The 25,341-nt window shown below is 47.1% G+C and carries 25 protein-coding genes; 22 read left to right on the top strand and 3 right to left on the bottom strand.

The annotated features are described in order from the left end of the window. Positions 1-4 precede the first annotated feature (4 nt). The 6 genes from HYW89_00785 to HYW89_00760 all read left to right on the top strand — a co-directional run bounded on the left by HYW89_00785 (position 5) and on the right by HYW89_00760 (position 7,784). On the top strand, positions 5-739 hold the full coding sequence (locus tag HYW89_00785; GenBank protein ID QQG45460.1) for an acylneuraminate cytidylyltransferase family protein: 735 nt from the start codon (positions 5-7) through the stop codon (positions 737-739). Further along, the gene (locus HYW89_00780) at positions 736-2,331 is read left to right on the top strand and encodes an SDR family oxidoreductase (protein ID QQG45459.1); all 1,596 of its coding nucleotides are present in this window, start codon (positions 736-738) and stop codon (positions 2,329-2,331) included. The genes HYW89_00785 and HYW89_00780 overlap by 4 nt, the downstream gene beginning before the upstream one ends. Positions 2,332-2,378: 47 nt before the next feature. Continuing rightward, positions 2,379-3,833, top strand: coding sequence for an aldehyde dehydrogenase (locus HYW89_00775; GenBank protein ID QQG45458.1), 1,455 nt, complete (start codon positions 2,379-2,381; stop codon positions 3,831-3,833). Between the two features lie 251 nt (positions 3,834-4,084). Continuing rightward, on the top strand, positions 4,085-4,930 hold the full coding sequence (locus HYW89_00770; protein ID QQG45457.1) for a hypothetical protein: 846 nt from the start codon (positions 4,085-4,087) through the stop codon (positions 4,928-4,930). 146 nt (positions 4,931-5,076) lie between these two features. Next, a complete protein-coding gene (locus HYW89_00765; protein ID QQG45456.1) occupies positions 5,077-5,772 on the top strand; it encodes a hypothetical protein in 696 nt (231 codons plus the stop codon). Between the two features lie 110 nt (positions 5,773-5,882). Then, positions 5,883-7,784 (top strand): transketolase, encoded by a 1,902-nt coding sequence (locus HYW89_00760; protein QQG45455.1) that lies wholly within the window; start codon positions 5,883-5,885, stop codon positions 7,782-7,784. On the opposite strand, the gene HYW89_00755 is transcribed toward HYW89_00760, so the two are convergent. Beyond that, on the bottom strand, positions 7,777-7,920 hold the full coding sequence (locus HYW89_00755; protein ID QQG45454.1) for a hypothetical protein: 144 nt from the start codon (positions 7,918-7,920) through the stop codon (positions 7,777-7,779). The genes HYW89_00760 and HYW89_00755 overlap by 8 nt on opposite strands. A 54-nt stretch (positions 7,921-7,974) precedes the next feature. On the opposite strand from HYW89_00755, the gene HYW89_00750 reads away from it, so the two are divergent. After that, positions 7,975-8,469 carry an adenylyltransferase/cytidyltransferase family protein gene (locus tag HYW89_00750; protein QQG45453.1) on the top strand — a complete coding sequence of 165 codons (495 nt, stop codon included), beginning with the start codon at positions 7,975-7,977 and terminating at the stop codon, positions 8,467-8,469. A 24-nt stretch (positions 8,470-8,493) separates the two neighbouring features. Beyond that, the gene (locus HYW89_00745) at positions 8,494-9,033 is read left to right on the top strand and encodes an NUDIX hydrolase (GenBank protein QQG45452.1); all 540 of its coding nucleotides are present in this window, start codon (positions 8,494-8,496) and stop codon (positions 9,031-9,033) included. A gap of 55 nt (positions 9,034-9,088) precedes the next feature. On the opposite strand, the gene HYW89_00740 is transcribed toward HYW89_00745, so the two are convergent. Further along, a complete protein-coding gene (locus tag HYW89_00740) occupies positions 9,089-9,658 on the bottom strand; it encodes an NUDIX hydrolase (protein QQG45451.1) in 570 nt (189 codons plus the stop codon). A gap of 141 nt (positions 9,659-9,799) precedes the next feature. Between HYW89_00740 and HYW89_00735 the strand changes: the two genes are divergently transcribed. Genes HYW89_00735 through HYW89_00725 form a run of 3 tightly spaced genes read left to right on the top strand, consistent with a single transcriptional unit; the run spans position 9,800 to position 12,113 of the window. After that, positions 9,800-10,621, top strand: coding sequence for an SDR family oxidoreductase (locus tag HYW89_00735; GenBank protein ID QQG45450.1), 822 nt, complete (start codon positions 9,800-9,802; stop codon positions 10,619-10,621). Then, positions 10,618-11,595: an NAD(P)-dependent oxidoreductase gene (locus tag HYW89_00730; protein QQG45449.1), complete on the top strand. Its 978-nt coding sequence runs from the start codon at positions 10,618-10,620 to the stop codon at positions 11,593-11,595. The genes HYW89_00735 and HYW89_00730 overlap by 4 nt, the downstream gene beginning before the upstream one ends. Then, complete coding sequence (locus HYW89_00725; GenBank protein QQG45448.1) at positions 11,595-12,113, top strand: adenylyltransferase/cytidyltransferase family protein; 519 nt, start codon at positions 11,595-11,597, stop codon at positions 12,111-12,113. The genes HYW89_00730 and HYW89_00725 overlap by 1 nt, the downstream gene beginning before the upstream one ends. Before the next feature lie 62 nt (positions 12,114-12,175). Here HYW89_00725 and HYW89_00720 read toward each other — a convergent pair whose 3' ends face one another. Continuing rightward, positions 12,176-12,766 (bottom strand): NUDIX hydrolase, encoded by a 591-nt coding sequence (locus HYW89_00720; protein QQG45447.1) that lies wholly within the window; start codon positions 12,764-12,766, stop codon positions 12,176-12,178. Positions 12,767-12,778: 12 nt separating this feature from the next. On the opposite strand from HYW89_00720, the gene HYW89_00715 reads away from it, so the two are divergent. The 11 genes from HYW89_00715 to HYW89_00665 all read left to right on the top strand — a co-directional run bounded on the left by HYW89_00715 (position 12,779) and on the right by HYW89_00665 (position 25,233). Continuing rightward, positions 12,779-13,780 (top strand): hypothetical protein, encoded by a 1,002-nt coding sequence (locus tag HYW89_00715; GenBank protein QQG45446.1) that lies wholly within the window; start codon positions 12,779-12,781, stop codon positions 13,778-13,780. Positions 13,781-13,788: 8 nt separating this feature from the next. Continuing rightward, positions 13,789-14,694 carry a hypothetical protein gene (locus tag HYW89_00710; GenBank protein ID QQG45445.1) on the top strand — a complete coding sequence of 302 codons (906 nt, stop codon included), beginning with the start codon at positions 13,789-13,791 and terminating at the stop codon, positions 14,692-14,694. 162 nt (positions 14,695-14,856) lie between these two features. After that, the gene (locus HYW89_00705; protein QQG45444.1) at positions 14,857-15,834 is read left to right on the top strand and encodes an NAD(P)-dependent oxidoreductase; all 978 of its coding nucleotides are present in this window, start codon (positions 14,857-14,859) and stop codon (positions 15,832-15,834) included. A gap of 158 nt (positions 15,835-15,992) precedes the next feature. Next, a complete protein-coding gene (locus tag HYW89_00700) occupies positions 15,993-16,757 on the top strand; it encodes a hypothetical protein (protein ID QQG45443.1) in 765 nt (254 codons plus the stop codon). Beyond that, positions 16,754-17,260: a type 1 glutamine amidotransferase gene (locus HYW89_00695; protein QQG45442.1), complete on the top strand. Its 507-nt coding sequence runs from the start codon at positions 16,754-16,756 to the stop codon at positions 17,258-17,260. The genes HYW89_00700 and HYW89_00695 overlap by 4 nt, the downstream gene beginning before the upstream one ends. Beyond that, a complete protein-coding gene (locus HYW89_00690; GenBank protein ID QQG45441.1) occupies positions 17,257-17,916 on the top strand; it encodes an HAD family phosphatase in 660 nt (219 codons plus the stop codon). Before HYW89_00695 ends, HYW89_00690 begins: the two co-directional genes overlap by 4 nt. A gap of 84 nt (positions 17,917-18,000) precedes the next feature. After that, positions 18,001-18,837 (top strand): phytanoyl-CoA dioxygenase family protein, encoded by an 837-nt coding sequence (locus tag HYW89_00685; GenBank protein ID QQG45440.1) that lies wholly within the window; start codon positions 18,001-18,003, stop codon positions 18,835-18,837. 118 nt (positions 18,838-18,955) lie between these two features. Beyond that, positions 18,956-19,666 (top strand): phytanoyl-CoA dioxygenase family protein, encoded by a 711-nt coding sequence (locus tag HYW89_00680; protein QQG45439.1) that lies wholly within the window; start codon positions 18,956-18,958, stop codon positions 19,664-19,666. Between the two features lie 663 nt (positions 19,667-20,329). Next, positions 20,330-22,300, top strand: coding sequence for a cobalamin-dependent protein (locus tag HYW89_00675; GenBank protein ID QQG45438.1), 1,971 nt, complete (start codon positions 20,330-20,332; stop codon positions 22,298-22,300). After that, positions 22,300-23,280 carry an NAD-dependent epimerase/dehydratase family protein gene (locus HYW89_00670; protein QQG45437.1) on the top strand — a complete coding sequence of 327 codons (981 nt, stop codon included), beginning with the start codon at positions 22,300-22,302 and terminating at the stop codon, positions 23,278-23,280. The genes HYW89_00675 and HYW89_00670 overlap by 1 nt, the downstream gene beginning before the upstream one ends. A 96-nt stretch (positions 23,281-23,376) precedes the next feature. Further along, a complete protein-coding gene (locus HYW89_00665) occupies positions 23,377-25,233 on the top strand; it encodes a cobalamin-dependent protein (GenBank protein ID QQG45436.1) in 1,857 nt (618 codons plus the stop codon). Positions 25,234-25,341 lie beyond the last annotated feature (108 nt).

Below are 25,341 nucleotides of genomic sequence, written 5' to 3'. Positions count from 1 at the left end.
TCATATGGACCAATCGTTAAAGGTTTTGGGAGTGGTAGGCGCGCGCTCGGGCTCGCGTTCCATACCCCATAAAAACATAAAACCGCTTTTGGGTAAGCCGTTGCTGGCTTGGATCATTGAGGCGGCCAATGCATCGGGGTACGTAACACGCCTCATAATTTCCACAGACTCTCCGGAGTACGGGGAAATTGCTAAAAGTTATGGAGCCGAGATGCCTTTTTTACGACCTAAGGAACTGGCCGAGGATCACGTTCCTGATTTTGATTTTTTGTATCATGCCGCGACTTGGCTTCGTGACAACGAAGGTTGGCAGGCGGATATAATTTTGCGTCTTCCGCCCACCACTCCGCTTTGCCGGCCCGAACACATTGATGAATGTGTTAAACTTTTAATCGCTGACCCTTTGGCTGATTCTTCTCGGACGATAACTTCTGCCTCTAAACATCCTTATAAACTTTGGCGGGCTAAGGGCGAGTATCTGGAACCGTTTTTATCAGAAGAATTTACCGGCTTTAAAGATGCCCATAATATGCCGCGTCAAGCTTTCCCCAAGGCGTATCAGCACGTGGATGTGATTGCGCTTCGCTGGAAAACTCTGGTAGAAGAAAAGTCTATGGCCGGCAAAAAAGTCAGGTATCATTTAATACCCAAAACCGATGCTATAGATATTGATTCTGATATAGATTTTTTAATAGCCGAAGAGCTTCTAAGAAGGAGGGTGGGGCTTAACACCATATGACCGAGTTCCAAAATCTAAAAATTCTTGGAGTAGTTGGAGCGCGTTCCGGTTCCAAAACCATACCGCACAAAAACATAAAGCCGCTTTTAGGGAAACCGCTTCTGTCTTGGATCATTGAGGCGGCCAAACGTTCCCAATACCTTACGCGGGTAGTTTTATCAACCGACTCCCCGGAATATGCCGAAATTGGAAGGCGTTATGGAGCCGAAACTCCATTTTTGCGTCCCAAGGAGCTGGCCGAAGATCATGTGCCGGATTTTGATTGGTTACATCATGCGGCCGTGTGGCTGGCAGAAAACGAGGGATGGAAGGCCGATGTTATTGTTCGTCTTCCGCCCACTTCTCCTATTTGCCGCACCGAAGATGTTGACGCAACGATTAAACTGCTGTTGGACGATCCAACGGCCGATTCTGCTTACACCATTATGGAGCCGGCCAAGCATCCTTACAAAATGTGGCGTATAAAAGGAGACGCTATTGAGCCGTTTCTAACAGAATCTTTTACCGGCATCAGAGATGCCTACAACAAGCCTCGTCAGTCTTACCCCCGAGCTTATTTTTACATTGATTCCTCGGCTATACGCTGGAAAACTTTAGTAGAAAATAAGTCTATGGCTGGAGACCGGGTCCGTTATCACGTTATTGACGAAGCCGTAGATATAGATACGGAAAAAGACTTTGAACGCGCCGAGGCCATTTTACAGGAAAGGGCGGCCCGACGCGCCAAAGAAATTCGTCCCGACCTGGACATAAAAATAAAAGATTCCTTGTACAGAAACCTTTTTGATTTAACCGGTGAGATAGCAGTTGTTACCGGCGGCATGGGAAGGTTGGGGGGCGAATTTACAAAAGCATTAGTTGGGGCAGGATCGGCTGTAGCCATTTTTGATTTAAAAGACATTCCCAGTCAAAAAATTCGGGCCCTGCAGGAAGGCGGTTTCTCTGTCTCCTGTCATAAAGTTGATATTACTAAAAAGCAGGAAGTAGCAAGGGGGTTTAGGGAGGTGGTGGCGCGTTTTGGGGTTCCTACAATTTTAGTAAATAACGCCGGCCTGGACGCGTCTCCTGATGCTTCTGCGGCCGTCAACGGTCCTTACGAAGACTATCCGGAAGATGCTTGGCATGAAGTTCTTCATTCTCACCTAACCGGTGCCCACTTTGTATCGCAGGAATTTATCCGCCACATTAAAACATCAGGAAAGAAGGGGAGCATTATAAATATTTCTTCCACCTATGGTCTGGTTGCTCCGGATCAATCCGTGTACGATTTTCGTAGAGAAAATGGAGAAGAATTTTATAAACCCATAACCTACAGCGTGGCCAAAGCCGGGGTTTTAAATTTTACCAGATGGCTTGCGGAATACTGCAGACAATCTGGGATTCCGGTCCGCGTAAACACCCTTGTTCCCGGCGGCGTTTATGCCGGACAAAACGAGATTTTCCTTAAGGAGTACAGCAAACGTACCGTCCTTGGCCGTATGGCCGAAGAGCATGAATACAATGCGGCTATTTTGTTTCTCGCATCACACCACGCCTCCTCATACATGACAGGCTCCGCCTTAGTTATTGATGGGGGTTGGACAGCAAGATAGATTTATGCTACAAGTTTTAAACAGCACTCTAAAACAGGGTTAGACTTATGGACTATCCAAAAAAAGTACTTCACTGGATTGATGATCGGGAAACAGAGCCGCAGCGCGGCAAGTTTTTTGATAAGTATGATCCAGCCACCGGAGAGAAACTTACTGAAGTGGCTGGGGGCACAGCCGAGGATGCCGAAAAAGCTATAGGGGGGGTCCATCGCGGGTATGAACGTTGGCGTAAAATACCGGTTTTGGATCGCGCCAAAATACTTCGTCAGGCCGCCCTCTTGATTCAAGAGAGAAAAGAGGAGTTGGCGGAAGTCATAGCGCAGGAGTGCGGAAAATCAAAGAAAGATGCGCGTTCTGAAATTGAAGCAGCAGTAGAGTGCGGATTTTTCTTTGCTGGAGAAGGACAGCGTTACAACGGAGTAGTGCTCCCGAGCGGCGCCGACAGAAGAACTATTTCTCTGATACGACAGAGTATGGGCGTGGGCGCGCTGATTACCCCCTTTAATAATCCTGCGGCTGGTATTGCTTGGAAGCTTTTTCCCGCGCTTCTTTGCGGCAACGCTGTGGTGATCAAGGCCCACGAATACACGCCCTATACGCCGGTTTTGTACGCCAAGATTTTTAGGGAAGCGGGTGTGCCGGCTGATGTGATATCAGTAGTGCAAGGATCGGGAAGCGGCGTTGGGGCTCCGCTGATTGCTGACCGCAATGTTAAATTTGTCAGTTTTACGGGCTCGGTAGAAACAGCCAGATTCATACTAAAAGAAACAGCCAATCGTCTGGCCAAAGTTCTTATAGAGGCTGGAGGAAAGAATCCTTTTGTGGTTTGCGACGACGCGGATCTTAATCGGGCAGTGGAGTGGGCGGTCAAGTCAGCTTTTGTGGACGCCGGACAGCGCTGCGCCGCGGCCAGCCGCATTATTGTGATGAATACCATTTATGATGATTTTCTGCGTTTATTTTTGGAAAAGGTAAAACAGCTGCGGGCGGGAACTAACGATACTGATGATTTCGGCGCTATTATTAGCGAGCCGCGCCTAAATGCGATTTTGAAAGCGGTTAATTCTGCAGTTTCGCGGGGAGCAGAACTGCTTTCTGGCGGTAACAGAGTAGATAGACCCGGATATTTTATGGAGCCAACTGTAATTTCCAGTGTGTCTCCTGATGATGACATTTCTCAAAGCGAACTTTTTGGGCCGGTGGTCTGTATTTATAGGGCGAAGTATTTTAGCGAGGCAGTGATGCTGGCCAAGAGCTCACCCTTTAGGCTTACCGCCGCTATTCATACCAAAAATATGGATCGGGCGCAGGAATTTATTAACGAGTTTCAAGGGGGAGTAGTGCGGGTTAATGGCCCTACGCATGGGTCAGAGCCGCATGTTCCTTTTGGGGGGTTAGGAATTTCAGGCAATGGCTGGCGCGAGCCCGGATTTGCTGCTCTGGATTTTTACTCGGAATGGAAACAGGTGAGCATAGATTATCATTCAACAAGGGAATTTTAAAGGAATATACCGCCCTGCGGCGGTATATTTTTTTAATTGACAGGGATTATTTTATTTGCTATACTCTAAGTAATATACGGTCTGGCTCTTTTATCCCCCCACCTTCCTAGAATACCCCGCAGCTTGAGAAGTCAGACTTCCCTTGCTGCGGGGACGAATGGGCGCCGTAGAAATCCTTCCCGCGGGGTCCAATACCCTGCTGGGAAGGTGGGGGGATTTATTGAATTTTTTGACTCCAGCGACTTGGAAGGATGTCATCATCCTCCAGATCGCTGGAGTTAAAAACTCCAGTGGTGGCAGAAGTCCCGGGTGGTCCGGGCAGAAGTCCACCGGAGAGGAGTGAACCAGTGCAGCATTGGTTTTACGGAGAAGGTTTTGGGGGTTTTGAGTTAGACGTGCTGGTTTATGGCAGTGCGATTAAAGAGTACCTACACGAAGGTAGAACCTATGTAGAAGGGAGAAAGGGTTCTGCCTACTCTTTACAATTTCATAACCATTCTGCTCGGAGACTTTTGGCCGTAATTACAGTTGATGGGCTTTCAGTCATGGATGGGAAAACCGGAAATTATAAGTCAAGCGGTTATGTGGTAGATGGTTTTTCTAGCATTGTCATTCCCGGGTGGCGCCTAAACGATGAAACCGTTGCCCAGTTTTTGTTTTCAACCACCTTCGGGGAATCGTATGCGGCTCAAATGGGTAAGCCGACAGATGTGGGAGTCATTGGCTGTGCCGTGTTTTACGAAAAGCCGCCAGTTCCTGTGCGGCCGGACTACTATTTTATGGATGAGCCGAATGTGACCCGTAGGTTTGGCGAGAAGTTGCGCTCTGTCAAGAGCACCACGTCTGGTTTGTCGGAGCTTCAGGGGCGAGCGCAGAACATCGGTACTGGTTTTGGTCATCAGGTTGGGCATCGGGTTGTTCGAGTACGCTTTGATAAGGCAACCGAGACGCCGAATGCCGTTCTCACGATCTATTACGATGACCGTGAGGGGCTGAAGGCCAAGGGTATTGATCTTGCGAATCGTCCGAAAATTTACGACCCCAATCCTTTTCCAGGCCAGAGTGGCTGCGTGCCTCCTCCGGGCTGGAGGGGCTAAAAAGGCCAAGTGTTGCTTTCAGCAACACCTACAGTGACTGGCGTATTTACACGCCAGTTTTTTGCACCAGTGTCAACCATTGACACCTAGTTATTTATGTGCAACAGCTAGTTTTAGCTGTTTTTCACTTAAAGGGGGAGTTGGGGATGACAAGTTGGCCGGAAAGGGTTGCGGTTTTGGAGCGCCTGACAAAAGTGGGGGTACTCCCCACTGTTAACGTAGAAACAACCGTTGGAAACTACGTTGAAATTGCTCGTGCTTTACTGGAGGGCGGAATCCCTGCCATGGAAATTCTTTATAGACCCGTTTTGAGTGAGATTCCCATAGGACGTTTTGAAGCGATCCGTGAGATACGAAGAGCTTTGGCCGGCACAAGATTTTTGATTGGATGCGGTACGCTGCAGACAGCAGAAGACGTAAGCTTGGCCCATGCTTATGGCGCTCAGTTTGTGGTAAGTAATGCCGCAGCCATAGAAGTCGTGAAAGCTGCCAACACTAAAGGTATCTTAGTGATGCCGGCCGCGGAAACACAAGAAGAAGTACGTTCCCTTCTACCCTATAATCCGTTAGCGATAAAACTTTTTATGCCAAGCCCGCTTGATGTCCGTGATAGTACTTTACGTCTGCAACAATTCCGGGGATGTTTTCCGCGGACTGGATTTGCCGTAACCGGCGGCATCAATCTTGATAATGCTGCTTGGTTTTTACAGGAAGGCTACTTGTTTGTTATTAGCGGAGGAATGGTCAAACAGGATGTTGTGAGTCGTAATGCTTGGAAAGAGATTTCCGAAGCCGCGGAGCATTTTGCTGCACAGGTTTCTGTTGCCCGCAAGAAGGGTTAGTAAATTATTTTTAAAGCCAAGTTAGGGGCCCCGTTAGGAGCCCTTTAATTTTGTTCTGGACAGTGATACTACGAAGGGGGAGTAAACGTTATATTGAGATAATAACCAAAATGATAAATATCAAATATGTTCCACCTCGGGAAATGAGTCGTATCCGGGAGATAATCACGGACCCGTTTTTGCGCGCCCAGATTCTGGCAGATGTTTTCCGGCTAAATACTCTTTCCATGATTATGGAGGCCGGTTCCGGACATATAGGAACGAGTTTTAGCTGTATGGATATTTTGACCTGGTTGTGGCTGGAGGAGATGCAAAACCCGAATGACAAGGACGCAAATCCTAGCGACACTTACTTTTCTTCCAAAGGCCATGACGCGCCGGCATTATACTCTTTGCTAATTGGCCTTGAGAAATTACCGTATGAATACGTCCATAAGTTACGGCGTCTTGGCGGTCTGCCCGGACACCCTGATATAGACACGCCTTACGTGATGGCCAACACAGGCTCCTTAGGCATGGGGATTTCTAAAGCGCGCGGAATGGCTCTGGCCAATAGACTCCAAGGAAAGTCCGGAAGGCTTTACGTGCTTACCGGCGACGGAGAACTGCAGGAGGGCCAAGTTTGGGAGTCTTTGCAGCCAACTGTAAATGGCGGATTTGCAGAAATTACCGTAATTGTGGATCACAACAAAATGCAGTCCGATAGTCATATAAAAGAAACCAGCGATCTTGGAAACCTTGAAGATAAATTCCGATCCTTTGGGTGGGTAGTGGCTCGTTCCGACGGCCACGACTTTCATAAACTTGCCGAAATTTTGGCGCACTTCAAAAGCGTCCAAGATCGGCCCCAAATTCTTATTGCGGATACCATTAAAGGGAAAGGGGTGTCGTTTATGGAAAGGTTAGGAGAAGACGGTCTTTATAAATTCCATAGCGGCGCACCAAGTCCTGAGCACTACGAGGCGGCCGTAAAAGAACTTACGGATCGCATCAACAATCATCTTGCTGTTTGGGGCGAAGCGCCGGTTGTTTTGGAAACAAAAGAAATACCGCCCCGAGTCGCGCCAGCGCCCCATGCGCAGAAACTTATAACCGCTTATACAGACGAACTTGTAAAAATAGCGAGTGAGCGAAAAGAGGTCGTTGCGATGGATGCAGACCTGGTGTTGGATACCGGCCTTATTCCATTTAAAAAAGAGTTTCCGGAACGCTACGTTGAGTGCGGCATTGCCGAACAGGACATGGTGTCTCTGGCTGGAGGTATGGCACTTAAGGGCATGCTTCCTGTGGTGCATTCCTTTGAGTGTTTTCTTTCTACCCGCCCCAACGAACATTTTTATAACAACGCTACGGAGAAGACAAAAATTATTTATACAGGTTCGCTGGCCGGACTTCTTCCGGGAACGCCCGGACACTCTCATCAGTCAGTACGCGGAATTTCGGCACTCGGCGCTATTCCGGGCCTGACGCTTATCCAACCCTGTAATGAAAAAGAAACGCGGTTGACCCTGCGCTGGGCCGTTGAGAAAAATCCGGAATCAACCTATATCCGACTAGTTAGTATTCCCTGCGAGACTCCGTACGAGTTACCGGAAACATACGAGTTACATATAGGGCAAGGAGTAGTGCTTCGGGACGGTAAAGATGCGGCCATATTTGCTTATGGCCCGGTGATGCTTAGCGAAGCTGTAAAAGCCGCCGATCTTCTTATGTTCAAAGGAATATCAGCCGCCGTTATCAATTTTCCTTGGCTAAATCGGGTTGACGAGAAATGGTTTCTTCAGCATCTTGCTTCTTTTCGTATCATAATAACAATTGACGATCACTATGTTACCTTGGGGCAGGGGACATTACTTTCCAGCGCCGTTGCTAAGGCGTTTACGATTCACCCCAAAGTTGTTAATCTTGGGGTAGAGGAAATTCCCGTGTGCGGTCAGAATCAGGAGGTGCTGGAATATCACAAACTAGACGCCGAATCCATCGCTAAACGGATTGAAGCGCTGTTTAAATAACCGACCGCGCAGCAAGGGAAGTCTGACTTCCCAAGCTGCGCGGTATTCCTGATGGAATACGCGTCCTGAAATCGGACGACACCGTCGGGGTTATCTCCTCCGTCCCGGCAAGCCGGGACTCCGGGCTGGCATTCATCCTCGCGGCAAAGCCGCGAGGTATTCTGCCAGAGATAATAGGATTTTTACCAAAATGGCGTCACTAATCAGCATAAATAAATTAGCCGAAGTTAGACGTAAGCATCGTCATAAAACCATTGTTTTTTGCTCCGGCACTTTTGATTTGACCCATCCCGGCCATGTTTTATTTTTGGAAGACTGCAAAAAGCAAGGAGATATTTTGGTGGTGGCCGTCGGGGATGATGTCTCCATACGCGACATCAAGGGTGAAAAGCGTCCCATCTTCAATCACCACATGCGGGCAAAAATGATAAACTCCCTGAAACCCGTTGATTATTGTCTTGTGTCTTCCGCCCCCAAGGGACGGCCGCTTGGTTTTATGGAGGAAATGTTTCGCAGGCTTAAACCCGATGTCTACGTAGTCAACGAAGACGCTTTTGATATACCTACCCGTAGGCACCTTATCCAAAAATTAGGGATAAAGTTTGCTGTTCTTAAAAGACGCTGCCCTAAAAAATTTGATCAAGTGTCAACGACAAAACTTATTGAAAAGATAAGGGCGATTTAAATACGCCCGGAAGATAAATACATTATGCCCAATAAAATAGTTGTTTTGCATACTGACTGGTTTGATATAGAGAGCGAGGAATATCCAAATCTCCCTGCCTTATGCGGCAAACCGATTTATCGTCTTAATGTTCCCCAAAGCGTGGTGCTGGCTGTTTTTACAGAAGAGGGGAAGATGGTTTTGGTACGGCAGTTTAGGCCGGTAGTCAACAGGATTGTTTTGGAATTACCGGCAGGCGGAATAAAGCAGGGCGAATCTCCGCTGGAGGCCGCCCAGAGAGAACTTTTAGAAGAAACCGGTTATGTCTGTTCTAACCTGCAGTTTGTCGGTAATGCTTTGGGGGCGGCCGATAGGATCAATGACAACATACATGTTTTTTTTGGCCGCAATGCAAAAAAAAACAAAGGTAGCGTCCAAGCCGAGGAGGGCATAGAGGTTTTAACCGCTACCCCAAGTGAGTTTATAGATATGTTTACGAAGACAGACCCTCAACCGGTTGGCTTGCTGGGCGTACTTTTTCTTATTAAGTGGAGGTTGGCGCCGCCAGAGCTTAGTGAAATTTAGTTCGGAGCAAAGAACCAAACAAATTAATAACCGCAGTAGTCAGCTGCGGATTTATCTAGTATCCAACTTCTTTAAGCAGGGGTTCTGCCAGATGGGTTATAGCAACGGTTTTCATGTCTACGATCGTTCCCTGCCGAATCATTTGAAACCACTTTTCCAGAGGGAAACATTGGATTTCTAAAAATTCGTAAGGATCAAGGGTCGGCTCTTTTACTTTTTGACAGCCAACCGCTAAATACACATAAAGTCTTCCCATACTGCTGACCGGTTCAATGAATATGTTTTCTGGCACCAGCGGCAAAACTTTCTTAGCCACAAATCCGGTCTCTTCCGTTAGTTCTCTTGCGGCCACCTCTATTGGAGACTCTGCACCATCCGCGTTACCTCCGGGGAATTCATAAATATAGTCGTTGGCGCCATGACGGAATTGATAGACTATGACAACTTTTCCATCTTCGGTTATGGGCATTACCATGGAGGACCAACGAGCTGTTCCGTGAAGAAAGATGTAGTCGTATTCTTCGCCGGTAGTAGGGTGACGAAATCTTTGCTTGGCAAGAGTTTTACCAAAGACCGGATCCACTAGATAAATTAATTCACCGATTGGTACGGGCCTGTGGAGCATTGGTTACCCCCGTCGTTGTGTTGTAATGACAAAGTACGGACAATTTATATTATCCTTACTCGGTTTTCCTGTCAAGGGCGTGACTTGATTTTTGTCACAGGATGTTTTATTAGTATATAAGCACCTTAACGAGGGAATGATATGAACCTTAATCTTAAAAACCGTACGGTATTGATTACTGGTGGAAGCCGGGGTGTTGGGAAAGCTATTGCGCGCGCCTTTGTGGCTGAAGGAGCACGGGTAGTAATTTGTGGGCGTGATGCAGAGTCGCTTAGGAAAGCTAGAGAGGAACTTTGCGGCGTTGAAAACAGCTGTTCTAAAACAATTTTTACGTGTGTTCTAGACGCTACCAAGTCAGAGGAAGCCATGGCCTTATTCTCGCCCTTGGGGTTGATATCAGCAATTGGATCTCTGGATGTTCTGGTTAATAACGTGGGCGGCGCAGAAAGTTTTGGCGGATTTTGTGACTTGAAAGACAGAGATTGGATCAGGGCCTACGAGCTTAATTTTATGAGTGCGGTGTATTTTTCACGCGAGGCGTTACCTTGGCTCCAAAAATCAGGAAATGGAAGGATTATAAATATATCCTCGGTGCCTGCTCGTCAACCGGGTGGCTATAATCCGCATTACTCTGCGGCTAAAGCCGCCTTGTTGAATCTTTCCAAGCACCTTGCCAATCAGCTGGGGCAGTACAACATCTTGGTAAATGCTATCTGTCCAAGCACTTTGAGGGGTGGAGGATGGGATACCAACGTAAAGAAACGCGCCCTACGAGAGGGTATAAGCGAGGAGGAGGCCGCAAGAAAAACAGAGGAGACAGATAAAAAGAAAAACCCTCTGTCCAGACTCGGCACCTTGGAGGACGTTGCCAATCTTGTGGTTTTTTTGGCATCTCCGGTCGCTAACTTCATCACCGGCACCTGTATTGATGTTGATGGCGGCACGGTGAGGTCCATCGTATGAAAAAACGGCGTGTACTTATTTGCGGCGCTTCTGGTTTTATAGGCAGAAATTTTTTTGAGGCGCTATCGCAAAGAGACGACCTTGATGTGTACGGAACTTTTGCTACCGATCGCGGGGATTTAACCCTTTCTCCCAGACTGATTGCGGCGGATTTAACCAGACAGGAGGACGTAACCCGGCTTCTTAGGGAGAAATATGACGTTCTTATTATGGCAGCAGCCATAACTTCGGGTGTTAAGGATATTGTTAGCCGTCCCGAAATTCATGTGACCGATAATGCGGTTATGAATTCTTGGGTGTTAAGATCTGCCTTTGACTATTGTGTACCGCACGTAGTATTTCTTAGCTGTGCTGTGGTTTATCAGATGAATACGGGACGTATTCTTAAAGAAGAAGATCTGGACCTGAACCAAGGTCCGTATGAGAAATATTTTGGGGGAGCCTGGATGAAGATTTTTTCCGAGAAGCAGTGCGAATTCTTTGCGCGTCTCGGAAGAAACAAATTTACCGTAGTGAGACACTCCAACATTTACGGTCCTTACGACAAGTTCGGCTCTGAGGGCGCGCACGTTACCGCAACAGTCATTACCCGCGCGCTGGAAACGCCTGAAGGTAGAGTGTTTACTCTGGGCGGTGATGGCAGTGAGGAAAGAGACTTGCTTTATGTTGCGGATCTGACCCGTTTTCTTGAAATGGCCATAGACAAACAGAGTTCTGCTTATGAAATTTTTAATGTTGGGCTGGGTGAGACAATTTCGGTTCGGGCCCTTGCCGATAAGATTATTGGTTTATCAGGCAGAATGGTTAGAATTCACTTTGATCCAGCTGGACCAACTATTCCGACTAAACTTAAGCTTGATATTTCTAAAGCAGGTGAAAAGCTTGGCTGGAGTCCGCAGATTTCATTAGACGAAGGTCTTCAAAAAACAATCCAATGGTATCGTGACCACATTTTAAAGAGGCGGAAGAGGTAATGGCTGTCAAGGATCTGGGGACTTTCATAGAGTATAGAGATTTGCCTCTGGTAAGAAGTAAGTTCCGGGGCCAAGTCATAGTTTTTGTTTCCGGAGCGTTTGACCTCCTTCACGCGGCGCACGTTGCTTTTTTTGAGAAGTGTAAAAAACTTGGCGATATACTGGTGGTCGAGGTAGCCCATGATGCCTTAATTAGAAAAAACAAAGGAGAAGGAAGGCCGATTTTAAATGAGCAGGCCCGACTGAAAATGGTTGGATCGCTAAGGGTCGTAGATTTTTGCTTTCTGGATGTTCCTGTGGAAGGTTACCCGCTTGCCTTTTTGGGCACGGTAATGGAGCTTTTAAAACCCGATAAATACGTCATCAACACCGATGCTTGGGATATTCCTTATAGACGGGAGTTAGCGCAAAAACACGGTGTAGAACTTGTGATATCGGAGCGTTCCCTCATACCCGGGCACGGAGATCTGTCCACCTCGGATATAATTGAAAAAATACGTTCCCTGCCGCATGGCTAGTCGCTTCATATTTTTTCTGGAATAAAAAAAAGAACAGCCTCGACGTAACGTCGAGGCCGTTGTTATTTATAGTTTCTGACCTCTGTATTAAGATGCGGAAGTGCCAGCATAGTGATTGCAATAGTTTTGGAATCTCGTATTTTTCCATCCCAGATCATGGCCAGCCACTGGGATAGCGGAAAAGTTTTAACTTCCAGATACTCTGTGGGGTCAAGCAGTGGTTTACTGGTAAGGTTGCAGTCTGTGGCCAGAAACGCATAAAAAGGATTAACGTAGTCAGCCGGCTCGCACCAAATGGGTTTTGGGGTTAGCAAGATTAGTTGAGTGGGGGCATAGCCGGTTTCTTCCAGCAGTTCTCGTTTGGCCACCTCTTCCGGCAATTCATCTGTCACCTGATTTCCTCCGGGGAACTCCCAGAGCCAGTGATTGGCAGCATGCCTGAATTGTCTAAGGGCAACAACTTCGTGTTTTACGTTTAGGGGAAAGACCAAGGAAGGCACCTTACCCGACTTATAGTCATGCATCGCGTATTCATAGATCTCTCCGGTAGTTGGCTTGCGAAATTTTTGGCTAAGAAGCGTTTTCCCAAAAACCCTTTTTACCAGTTCAGTCGCCTCGCCTACTTTTTGAGGCGTTAAAAGTTCCAGATCCATCAGCTCACCCGTATGGCGTCTACCCTAAGGGTCTACAATAAGCATAAAACATATCACAGATTTGTGTCAAGAGCAGGATTTGTTAAAAAACTAGACAACCGTATTTTTCGTTGTATTATGTGTGTTATGAGGTCTCAAGACTTTGGACAAATCTCTCGTCTTTCTGAAAGTTTTAGCGAAGACGAGAATCTTGAGGTTTTTAGAAGGATCTGTTTTATCCGCTATTTTGAGCTGAAAGTAAAAGAGGCGTCTGATAAAAAGTTGATCAAGGCGCCTATTTATCTTTCAGTGGGACAGGAGTCAGTGGCAGCAGCGCTTTCTATGGTTTACCAGCAGCCCAAGATTTTCGGCCAGCATCGTTGCCATGATGTTTATCTTGCTTATGGCGGCGATCCCGTGGCCTTGCGTGATGAACTTCTGCACCGTCCTACGGGTTGTGCAGGCGGTATGGGTGGTTCAGCATCAATTCATTCGCCTAAAATAGGTATGGTGGGACATGATGGTCTTTTGGGCACGCAGGTTCCCATCGCGGTAGGGTATGCGTTGGGAAAAGACAGCAAAGAAAAGATTCTATCAATTATGGGTGATGCTGCCCTGGAAGAGGATTATGTTATGGCCGCCACGGCCTTTGCGGCTTTTAAAAAAGCGCCCATACTTTTTATTTGTCTGGATAATAATCTTTCGGTACTAACAGAAGTTAAGGTGCGAAGACACTGGACCGCGACAGATCTGGCCAAGGCCTTTAAAATGTCCGCCGTTGAAATCACCGATGATCCGTGGCTTATCATGCGTCATACGGCAGAGTTGCAGCAAAATCTGCCGGCGCTGCTTAATATACATGTAGTTCGCCATCTCTGGCACAACGGTACTGGCTGCGACGGCCCTCCGGAGTGGGACCGGTTTCAAATGGTAAAAGAGGAATTGGCCCGTATTGGTTTGAAAGAAAAGTCAGAAAATATTGAAAAAAAGACAGAAGAAGAGGTTGCTCTTATTTGGCAGCCAGAGTTTAAATAATTAATTTTATGACTTCAGCAGAAACTATCAGGGAAATAACGCGTAAGCACCTGAAAGAAAACAACGGTGTTGCTTTGGGGCAGTGTCTTACGGCTGTTGGCTGGGTGGGCGGAACAGTACCCGAAATGACGGTGGAAGAGGGCATCGTAGAGCTTGCCATGGCCGATGTGTCTGGGGGCGGAATTGCGGTTGGCTATGCTCTAGCAGGCCGACGGCCCATATATATCGTGCGCTATCAGGGATTTCAGTGGTTTAATGCTGCGCACATAGCTAATTATGCCGCCAAGTCAAAAGAACTTTGGGGAATTCCCTGTCCTCTTTTTGTCCGCTCTATTGGTATGGACGGAGGAATGGGTCCTGTGGCTTCCGGGAGTCATCATGGAATGTTTGAGCGTATGCCGGGAGTATTTATTGTAGCCCCTATGACATCGGGAGAGTACCGAAAAGCTTGGGATTTTTTTATGGAGCATGACAGTCCTATGTATGTATCCGAACATCGCACCAGTTTTAAAATTGATTATGAAATGGAAGACGTGGTGCACCCCAACGCCGACGTTACACTTTACCCCATTTCTTCCACCCGCCTTAATGCCATAGCGGCTGCGCAGGAACTGGCTAAAGAGGGCATAGCAGTAAACATTGTGCATCTCTTTTGGCTTAAGCCGTTTCTTGCCGACGAACGGATTCTGGGGCCGTTGGAGAGTTCACGCCATGGAGGGCTGATTATTGATGGCGATTTTGAAAACGGCGTGGCCAAGTGTATTGGTTTTGACATTATGCGCCAAAGCTCAAAGAAGATTGATGTTTTGTGTCTGGAGGAACGCACCGCGGGTTTTGCGCCCCATCTTGATAACCTGCCGCCCACACCGGAACGCATTATGAAAAAAGTAAAAGAACTTATGACTCGCGCCTAGGCGCGAGTCATAAGTTCTAGTTCCTTTTTAAAGATGAAGCTCCACGGGCAAGCCCGTGGTCTTTTGGTGCGTGGATAAAAGCGCTGAAAACGGGTTGATTGACAATTTGTAAAGTAACTGATACATAATAGACAGCGCCTAAAAAATGGAGGAGGTATTGGTATGGCACATGCAAAAAAGCAGAGTGTGCTTATCACCGGCGCCTCGGGTTTTATCGGGAGAAATTTGTTTGAAGCTCTTTCCCAGCGAGCAGATCTTGAAGTTTATGGCACCTACTTTTCGCGAAAGTTCAGCGTAAACCCCAAGCTTCTTCGGGTTGATCTGCGGGATCTTGATCTTATACCAAAGATATTGCAGGTAGGCTTTGATGTGGTTATTCATGCAGCTGCCGCAACTTCAGATGCCAAAGATCAGGCGATCCCGCCGTACTTTGATTCAACCGCTAATATCGTGATGAATATGTTGTTACTTGAGGAGGCAGCTAGAAACTCTGTTAAACAATTTATTTTTTTGAGCAGCCCAGCAGTTTATTTTCTGTGTTTGGGTCGTCCGGATTGGGAAAGCATTACGGGTCAGGGACGAATTGATAAAAAAGACATTGGCGCAGCATTAACAAAATTATATACAGAGCGTCTTTGTGACTTTTATTCAATGCGTAGTAGGACACGATTTAGTATTGTGCGACCCGCCAGTATTTATGGTCCGCATGACAGATTCAACCTCGAAAGTTCCCGCACAGTCGGTACCGCTATCACTAAAGTCATGTCGGCACCACACGGGGGAACGATCAACGTAGATGGCGATGGAAGCGAGGAAGTAGACCTCCTATATGTTTCGGATCTTGTACGTTTTATTGAATTACTTTTGGGTAAGCAATCCAGTTCCTTTGAGATCTATAGTATTGGATCGGGTAGCCCTCTTTCCCTGCGCGCGCTTCTGGAGAAGGTTATGGTTTTGATGCAAAAACCCCTTAGGGTGGAGTTTGGCGCCCTCAAGTCGGCTATTCCTTCCAAACCTGTTCTGGATTCAAGTAAGGCTGAAAGAAATTTTGGTTGGACCCCGCAGATTCTTCTGGATGAGGGGTTAAAGCGTACCCTTGCCTGGTATCGTGAAAATATTGTGCAGCATGATCTAGAATAGACATTTAAGACCATCCCGACCAATCGGGACGGTTTTTAATTTGATACCAGCGAGCAAACCCCGGCGTTTTATTATTACAGGGCCATCTCTAAACCCCCTTTTCTGCTGCAGATTGAGCAACCTCGCTATGAAAAAGGTTTTGGAGATGACCCCCAGCCATGATTCATTGGATTCAACAGTCAGAAAAAGACAAAAAGGCTCTCACCCTGTTTTCACCGGGCGAGCTGCAGCAACTAGACGACACTTTTGATTACAGGAACGTACTTATAAAAAAGCCTTGGGGCTTTGAGTATTTAATTTTCCAGAATAAAGACGCAGCTGTATGGGCGCTCCACATGAAAAAAGGGGCAAAAACATCTTTTCATTGTCATCCCAACAAAAAAACCTCGCTCACGGTTTTGGCCGGAGAAGTTAGCAGTAAAACCTATAGTTCCAAACACCAACTTAAAGCCGGCGAGGGTCTTATATTTGGAAAGGGGGTATTTCATACGACTGAGGCTTTAAATCCTGACTGGGCCGTCATTATGGAGGTTGAGACACCAACCTGCAAGACAGATCTTTTTAGAATTGATGACGAGTACGGCAGGCAGGGAAAACGTTACGAAGGACACGAATTTCATGCGGTGCGGGATGACTCCGTCTGCCATTTTCATAATGAGAAGGAACGGTATCGGTGTACAAAAAAGATAGGCGAGTGCGAGGTGGTAGTAGTCACTGCCGGTTCTTGGCCGGAGCTCAAAGAACAACTGAATAGTTTTGAGCCCACAGTTATTGCGCTGCTTCAGGGAAGACTTTTAGGCAAGGATAGAACAGGTATAATGGCCACAGGTGACTCTATGCTGTGGCAGCATTTAGCCCGTGAGGATGGTTTAGCCAATGACGAAACTCTGGAATTAATGGCCATTAAAAAAACAGTGGCATGAGGAAAGCATTAATTATAACCGGAAAATTTGTGCAGGATGTGGAATATGTTTATCCTTACTATCGTCTTCAGGAGGCGGGTTGGGGTGTTGATGTTGCGGTACGGGACAAAGAAACGGTTTTCGGCGTAATAGGCGTAAAAGTAGTGCCAACCCTAGACATACCTGAAATTAAAATTGATAATTACGATTTACTTATTCTTCCCGGAGGCGCACGGTCTTTGGAGTATTTAAGACAGGATCAGGACATTTTGCGCATTATCAGGGAATTTCACGAAAAAGGTAAGGTTATTGCTGCGATATGCCACGGCTCTCAGCTTTTGATTTCCGCCAAAATTATCAAGGGCAGAAAAATCTCCGGTTACTACAGCATTAAGGACGACATTGAAAATGCGGGGGCTACTTACGAGGATGCGTCGGTGGTGGTAGACGGTAACTTAGTTACAAGTCCTCATTATAAATACATGGGTGAGTGGATGAGAGAAACGCTTCAACTGCTTACATGAGAAATTTTAGAGGAATATTATTTGATTTTGACGGGGTTTTGGCCGACACCATGGAAGATCATTTTAGGGCGTGGCATTCGGTCTTGGCAGATTTTGGTATTGCCCTCACGCGGGAAGAATTTTTGCCGCATGAGGGTATGCCTACCCGTGAGATGGCTAAGATTTTTTGCGGACTTGGTGACAGGCCTGACGCCCTGACTTTAGCCGATCAGATTGTTGCGCAAAAAGATCGCCATTACGTCGGACACCGTAAACAGCTTAAGTTTTATTCGGGTGTGGAGGAGCTCGTGGAATCTTTGCATCAGCGAGGGGTGCCCCTTGCTATCGTAAGCGGCGGACAGTTTAAAAGAATTTCCGTAACTGTACCGTCATCTTTTTTGGAAAAATTTAAGGCTATTATAACAGGCGAGATGACAGAGCGCGGTAAGCCCTTTCCAGATCCGTATCTGAAAGGCGCAAGGATGCTGGGTGTTGATCCTGAAAAATGTGTAGTGGTAGAAAATGCGCCCTTGGGAATAAGGGCCGCTAAAGCCGCCGGGGCTTACTGCATTGCTATAGCTTCCACCTTGGGTCGCGAGCAGCTCGCGGAGGCGGACGAAGTACTAGAGGAGTTTACAGAACTCAAAGACCATCCGCTTATACAGAGTATGATATAGGCGGAGATCACCATTCATGCTATTTGACACGGCCACGCCGAGTCTTTATACTCCAAAAAGCATCTGTAAAAGGAGAAAGAGACCGTGGATATTTGCGGGTGCGGCCTGACTTCAGTACAAGTACAACTTTATAAAGAAAACGGTTATTTAGTTGTGCCTGATGTTTTTGTTCCGGCAGAGTGCGGAGCCGTACTGCGGGTTTATGAGCGCTATGCCAAGCCTGATTTTCGCGGCATCATGAATTTGGAACGCGGCTTTGTTGAGTATCAGGAACAGGATGCAGACGGTAATGAAAAAGTTGAGCGCAGGGAGGTTTTGGCAGATGACAGTCTGGCTGTCTGGTCCATGATTAGCGACCACCGCCTGGTTAAGATTTTAGGTATACTGCAGCTCGCGGAGGTTGTTCATTTGCAGTCCATGGTTCTTTTCAAACGGGCTGGAACTTCCTATGCCTTGCAGGCATGGAATCCGCATCAAGACAATGCCTACCCGCAGGCAGATTACGGTATGTACATTACCGGCAACATTGCTCTTGAAGATCACACTGTTGAGAATGGCGGAATGTATATTTATCCCGGCTCACATAAAGAGCCTATACTGCCGAGCGTTAAAGTAAAAAGTTTCCATGAGAAATCAGGAAAAAGTCCGGGACATTGCGTAGAAGTTCCATCCAGGTACCAAGCCGTTGATCTTGAATTTAAGAAAGGTAGTGTTCTTTTTCTGCATGGCAACGTTATTCATGGATCGCGTTCCAATGAGTCTGAAAGGTCGCGGGCCATGTTGCTTGTGCCTTACGGCACTTTAGGAATCAGCAAGGGCAAGAACTTTGTGCCGGGCAGAATAGCGCAGAGAAAAGAAGCGTGTTTAGCTTGCGGCCACGAATCCTGGAAAAAAGCTGTTAGATGCAGGCGGTTTACATAACCTCTATAATAACCAAAAGGGGTCTAGAACCCCTTTTTTGTACCGATAAATTTTTCATCTTGACTCCTAAACGGCCCTCAAGTACCATAATTTAAAGGACATCGAGGTGGTAGAGATCATGCCGTCAGTACTGACTGAAGCCGAGAGAATTTTTTATGCAGAAAAGGGCTATTTGGTCGTTAACAACCTTCTTTCATCTGACTACTGCGCTTGGTTACTTGCAATTTTTGAAGCGCACGCGGAGTCGGACTTCCCGGGGATTTTAAACATTGAGTTGAAGGCACCAGAAATTCTGCATTTAATAAAACAGCCGTTACTTGTGGCGATAGTTGAAGAGGTGCTGGGTGGAGAGGCATTATGCATCGGGTCGCAAGTTTTATTTAAAAAGCCCGGTACGCCTTTTGCCAGACACGCTTGGCGTCCGCATCAGGACAATGCTTATCTTCGGGCGCGCCGTGGTGTATCGCTCTCGGCCATTTTTTCTCTGGCAGATAGTGATCCGGAAAACGGTGGCATGTATCTTTATCCGCAATCACATCACGAGCCGCTTCTGCCGTTTGTACCGCACCCAAGTTTTGATCCGCAGGACAATCCCGGCAATGAAGTAGGGGTCCCTGCTCATTATGACAAAAGTGATCTTTATTTACCGAAAGGATCTTTATACGTTCAGCACGGTAACCTGATTCACGGCTCTTATCCCAATACTTCTGTTGTACGTTCCAGGCCCCACTTTGGTATTATGTATATTTTGCGCGGCGAAAATTACACCTTGGGATCCCGACGTCGTGAAGTGGCGTACGAGATTACTCTGCATCAATCAATTATTTAATTTATCGCACCAGCGAATTTGGTGCAACCACAGCTTTAACGGCCTATCGACAGATCAGGCCGTTTTTTTCTATAAAATTTAGTCGCGTTGTTAATACTGAAAGCGCGGTTGAGTGTTCTGATGATCAGGATATACTAGGAATTCGGTGCCCTCCGCCATATTCGCCTTCAGACACGACTCGCTTGCTCCAGCGGCAAGCTCGCTAAGGGTCGTCGCGATTTTCCTAGCCTTACGGCTCGGAACTAAGCAAATCGCTCCTCCCATTGTCTTCAGGCGAACATAGCCTCGACCAAACTTCCTCGTTCACTCCCATCCGCTCAACCACGCTTTCGTACCTCCGCCCCGCTTTCGGTTATAAGTACGCGGGGTCGAGCCCCTCACTGGGGGAAAGAATCGGAAGTGCCGCTGTCAGCGAGGAATAAGTATCAAGGACATAACCTACGGGGCGGCACGGACGCTTAGCGAGGCGGGGAGAATAAAAGAGGGGCGTCTTTACTTCGCCGAGCATCTTTACCCCCAATACCTTTTTATCAAAAGCGGGACGGAGGAAAGTGTTAACAATGCGTGGATTCCCCCTATATTTTTTCTTGCCATATGACTTCATTTATTGTAATATCGTTATAATCCAAAGTGGGAATGATCTTTGAAAAGAGGTGAGACCAGATGGCGCTGAAAATAGGTTTGGTGCAGATCAATAATGAATTCTCCGGAGTAACGTATCTTCCGCTTTCGGTCGCCGACCTTCAGGTTTATGCTCAAAAGAATGTTGCTGACCCCGGAAACTACCAATTTCTTCTGCCGGTTTACAAACGTATTCCGGTCGACATCGCCGTGGAGCATCTGCTGGAGGCTGATCTTGTTGGATTCAGTCTTTATGTTTGGAACCGCAATATTTCTTTGGAAATTGCCCGGCGCCTAAAACAAAAAAGACCAAGTGTTATTACTGTTTTTGGCGGGCCCGAAGTACCGGATCGTTCGGAAGAATTTTTGAGAAAAAACCGTTTTGTAGATCTTGCCTGCCATAACGAGGGAGAACAAGCCTTTGTCCATATTTTGGAAAAAAGTTTTTCCGGAGAATGGGGGGAAGTACCTTCGGTAAGTTTTCTGGACCCTTCGGGCAACTGTGTTCAGACGCAATGGCTTCCGAGGATGCGAAGTCTCGCTGTCATGCCCTCACCCTACCTTAACGGAACCTTTACTCCTTTGATGGAAGCATACCCTAATCAAAGATGGGATGCGTTGTGGGAAACTAATCGCGGCTGTCCTTTTTTTTGTTCTTTCTGCGACTGGGGCTCCAACACTAAAAATAAAGTAATTAGATTTGATCTGGAGATTTTGTTTAAAGAGCTGGAGTGGTTTGCGCAGCATAAGATACAGTTTATATTTTGTTGTGACGCCAACTTCGGACTGCTGCCGAGAGACGTTGATATTGCACGAAAAGCCGCGGAGATCAAAGCGCACTACGGTCTGCCCAGAGCCCTTTCTACGCAGAATGCCAAAAACGCAGAGGAACGTATTTTTCAGACGCAAAAAATTCTTGCCGATGCCGGTTTAAGTACCGGTGTAACCATTGCTTTTCAGTCGCAGGATCCGGAAGTTTTGCGGGCAGTGGAGAGAACAAATATTTCTATGGATGCCTTCCGTAATCTTCAGAGAAGGTTTACCGAGGCCGGCATTGATACTTACAGCGATATGCTTATTGCTTTACCCCAAGAAACCTATAATTCTTTTGCCGATGGAGTTGCGCTTACCATTGAGCAGGGACAGCACAACCGGATTCAGTTTGGCAATCTTTCTATGATGCCCAATGCTCCCATGTCCGATCCGCAGTATGTAGCGAGGTATGGACTTAAAACCGTTGAGGTTAAAGCAGTTATCTTTCACGGTGTTATTGATGAAACACCAGATCAGGTAGCAGAAAGCGAAGATATTGTGGTAGAAACCAGCACCCTGACGCGGGAAGACTGGGCGCGCACCAGAGTGTTTTGCTGGACGACCTCGCTTCTGCACTTTGACAAAGTTTTTCAGATACCGTTGATAGTTTTGCGTCAAACCACGGGCGTGTCTTATCGTCGTCTGATTGAGGTATTTACCGAAGGGGAACTGGAAGAATTCCCGGTGCTTAAGGAAATACAATCTTTTTTCCGCGCAAAGGCAAAAAGCATTATGGCCGGGGGCATAGAGTATTGTCCGGCGCCGGAGTGGTTGAATATCTATTGGCCGGTGGACGAATTTATCTTTATTAAGCTTTGCAGAGAAGGAAAACTGGATCAATTTTATGACGAGGCCCGGCGGGTCCTTACGCAGTTCTTCAGAACAAATAATATCGTTGTTGACGAAGAGTTACTCCGTCAAGCCATAGAGCTTAATCAGGGTCTTATAAAACTTCCCTTTGTTGAAGAAGACACCGTTCTTACGCTCTCCTACAATATCTGGGAATTTTATCGGGGCGTACGCGCAATGTGTGACGTAGCGCTTGTCCGGGGAAGTTTTATTTACAGGGTTGATCGCAACAGCGAGCATTGGCAGAGCTGGGAGGATTGGTATAAACTTGTTGTCTGGTATGGCAACAAAAGAGGCGCGTATCTTTATGGCAATATCAAATGTGAACCCGAAAAAGCAGGGCACTTCTAATGTTTGACTTCGCCAATAAAAAAGTGTTGGTTGCCGGAGGCACTGGGCTTATTGGAATACCCTTGGTGGAGATTTTAATTCAGGAAGGAGCTCAAGTCCGGATCGCATCTCTGGATCATGAATCGCGTGCGCACAAGCAAGCAGAGTTTCGCAAGATTGATTTGCTAAAAATGGATAATTGTTTGCATGTCTGCGAGGGGATGGACTATGTGTTTAATTTATTATGTGCCAAGGGCCCCCCGCGGTTTAACAAAGAAAAACCCGCTACGCTTTTTGAAATGAATTTGATGCTTGACGTAAACATGCTTAGCGCCGCTCGGGAGAAGGGGGCTGACGGTTATTTACTGGCAAGCTCTCTTGCCGTTTATCCTCCGGCTGAAGTATTCCACGAAGATGACGTCTGGAAAGGTTTTCCTTCTAAGAATGATTGGTTTGCGGGGCTGGCTAAACGCATGGGGGAGATTCAGGCCGAAGCCTATAGGCTCCAGTATGGTTGGGAAAAAATTTCCATTGTGCGTCCGGCCAATACCTATGGACCGTATGATGATTTTGAGTCGGATGCGGCCATGGTGATTCCTTATTTGATTCGGGAGGCAGTAGGCGGCAGGAATCCTTTGAGGATGGAAAGTGACGGACTGCAGGTGAGGGACTTCATTCATGCGCGGGACGTGGCGCGAGGAATGATGCTGGTTGCCAAGAAAGGAGTCTCCGAGCCGGTAAATCTGGGAAGTGGCATAGGATACACCATACGGCAGGTGTTAGAGATAGTTTTACGGCATTCAGAGTGTACGCCGAAAACAATTTGGAAGGATTCCGGGCCCAGCGGCGACCGCCGAAGAGTCCTGGACGTTCAAAGAGCGCGGTCTCTTGGTTTTGAGCCGCAGATTTCGTTGGAGGAAGGAATTCGCGAAACTGTGGAGTGGTACCGTACCCACAAAGATTTCGCCCGGCAGACACGATTTAATCTCTTCTCTAGTTAATTGTCTCTCCACCCTTGGGTGGAGATTTAGTTTTTGATTCCGGTCTTGTTTGAAACTGGTTTTGTAGTATAATAATGACCAGCACTTAAGACGATATTGGGGCAGCTGGTGGTGGAGCTAAAAACAGTTACGTCAAAGGCAGATAACCTGCTTCGGCGCCTAATAGCCGAGAAGCTACGATTTAAATTGCCTCAAGGTTGCCGTCGTGTTCTACTGGTTAATCCGGTCCATGTTCCCAAAGAAGATTACTCTGTGGAAGTTGCAGTCGGTAATCGCTATCCGGTTTATCCTCCATACGGGCTTGGCGTTCTTTCCCGAAACCTAAGAGAGCGCGGATACGAGACAGACCTTATTGATCTCAACTTTGATCTTCAGGAAGAATTACAATCAGGGCGTCAGGGGTTTAACTACGATGTGTGGGAAGAATGGCTTCGGGAAAGGATAGAAAATTTTCAACCCGACCTTGTTGCTCTGACCTGCATGTTTACAGTTACACACCGCGCCATGAAAAGAACTGCGGAGTTTATCCGTGAAAATTATCCCTACGTCTCCATTATTGCCGGAGGAGTACATACTACGCAGGCAGGAGAAATGGTTTTGAAAGATTGTCCGGAGATTGATTTTATTGGTCTTTACGAAGGCAATACGGCTTTTGGTGACTTGCTGGATTTTGTAAACGGCAGAGCCGGAGAAGAGGCGCTATCACAGATAGCCGCGCTAATTGATGGCGAATATACCGTTTTAAAAAACAGGGCCGCTAAAAACAGAACCTCGGTAAGTGTCCGGCCCTACTACCATGATTTAAGGATTGGCGATTACAGTCCCAAAAACGGACGAATAGGGGTTTACTATTGGTTATGGCCGGAAGGCACCCGCGCTTCTACGGTTCTGGCTAACGTCGGGTGTCGGGCTCAATGCACTTTCTGTTCGGTACGTAATTTTAACGGTCGGGGAGTCTTTGACCGGCCGGCTAGCGACGTGGTGGATGAAATTGAGTACATCCGTGATACCTATGGAGTCCGGCATATTATGTGGCTGGACGATGATCTTCTTTATGGAGGCCCGGTGGCTTTATTTAACGAAATGGTCAGGAGGAACCTTGGAATCACGTGGGATGCGTCCAATGGCATCATTGCTTCTGCCATGACCGAGGAAATTGCACAGGCCGCGTACGAATCAGGATGCATTGGCTTGAGTTTTGGCGTAGAGTCAGGCAGTGAGAGGATTTTGCGATCCGTTAAGAAACCTAGCGGTGTGCGCCACTTCCACCGTTGCATGGAGATACTGCGAAAATATCCCCAGATTTTTACCAAGTTTCTTTTAATCGTTGGGTTTCCTGATGAAACTATTGGTGAGGTTTGGCAGACCATTAAGCTTTGCGTTGAAACGCAGCCCGATTGGTCCACTATTCAGGTTTTGAACTACATTCCCGGCGTAGAAATTACCAACCACGCGCTCAATACCGGTCTTCTTACCCAACAGCAGCTGATTGACGGAACAGAGCGGCCGTTTACAGGATCCACCGGACAGCATATCCGTAATGTCGCCGGACAAAAGGAGCGGGCCAAGGAATTTGTAAATTTACTGGATGGAGATCCTGTTTATGTTCCCCAGAGAGACGAGATCGCGGATATTTGGATGGTGATGGACTGGAAAATAAATTATGAAGGAAAAATCTGGCGGGAGGAAAATCCTATAAAACTTGAAATGTTAAGAAAGCTCTTTGTGAACATTTGCGACAAAACCCACGCCAATAACGCTCTAGTCAATCTTTATTTTGCAGTTTTGGAATTTAAGTTGGGAAGACCGGAAGAGGCCCAAAGACGACTTGCGCTGGCCAAGACATTCTCCGAAAGCGTAGCCTACTGGCGTTTGCGTTTTGCCGTCCTCGGACTAAACGAGATTATGCGCCGCGTGGAAGAAGATATACGACTCCGTCAGCCAGCTAATTAAGCAGCAGATACTTACTGCCGCATCACCCCGATGCGGTACTTTCTTTTTAAGTTTGACGCCAATAATCATCCAAGTTTCCATGCCAAGCTTGCTAGAGAGCAGTTTTTA

This window comes from Candidatus Sungiibacteriota bacterium, from assembly GCA_016432465.1.
Taxonomy (GTDB): domain Bacteria; phylum Patescibacteriota; class Minisyncoccia; order Sungbacterales; family HO2-52-23.
The sequence above is the reverse complement of the archived record's forward strand: the minus strand, read 5'-3'. Positions and strand labels throughout refer to the sequence as shown.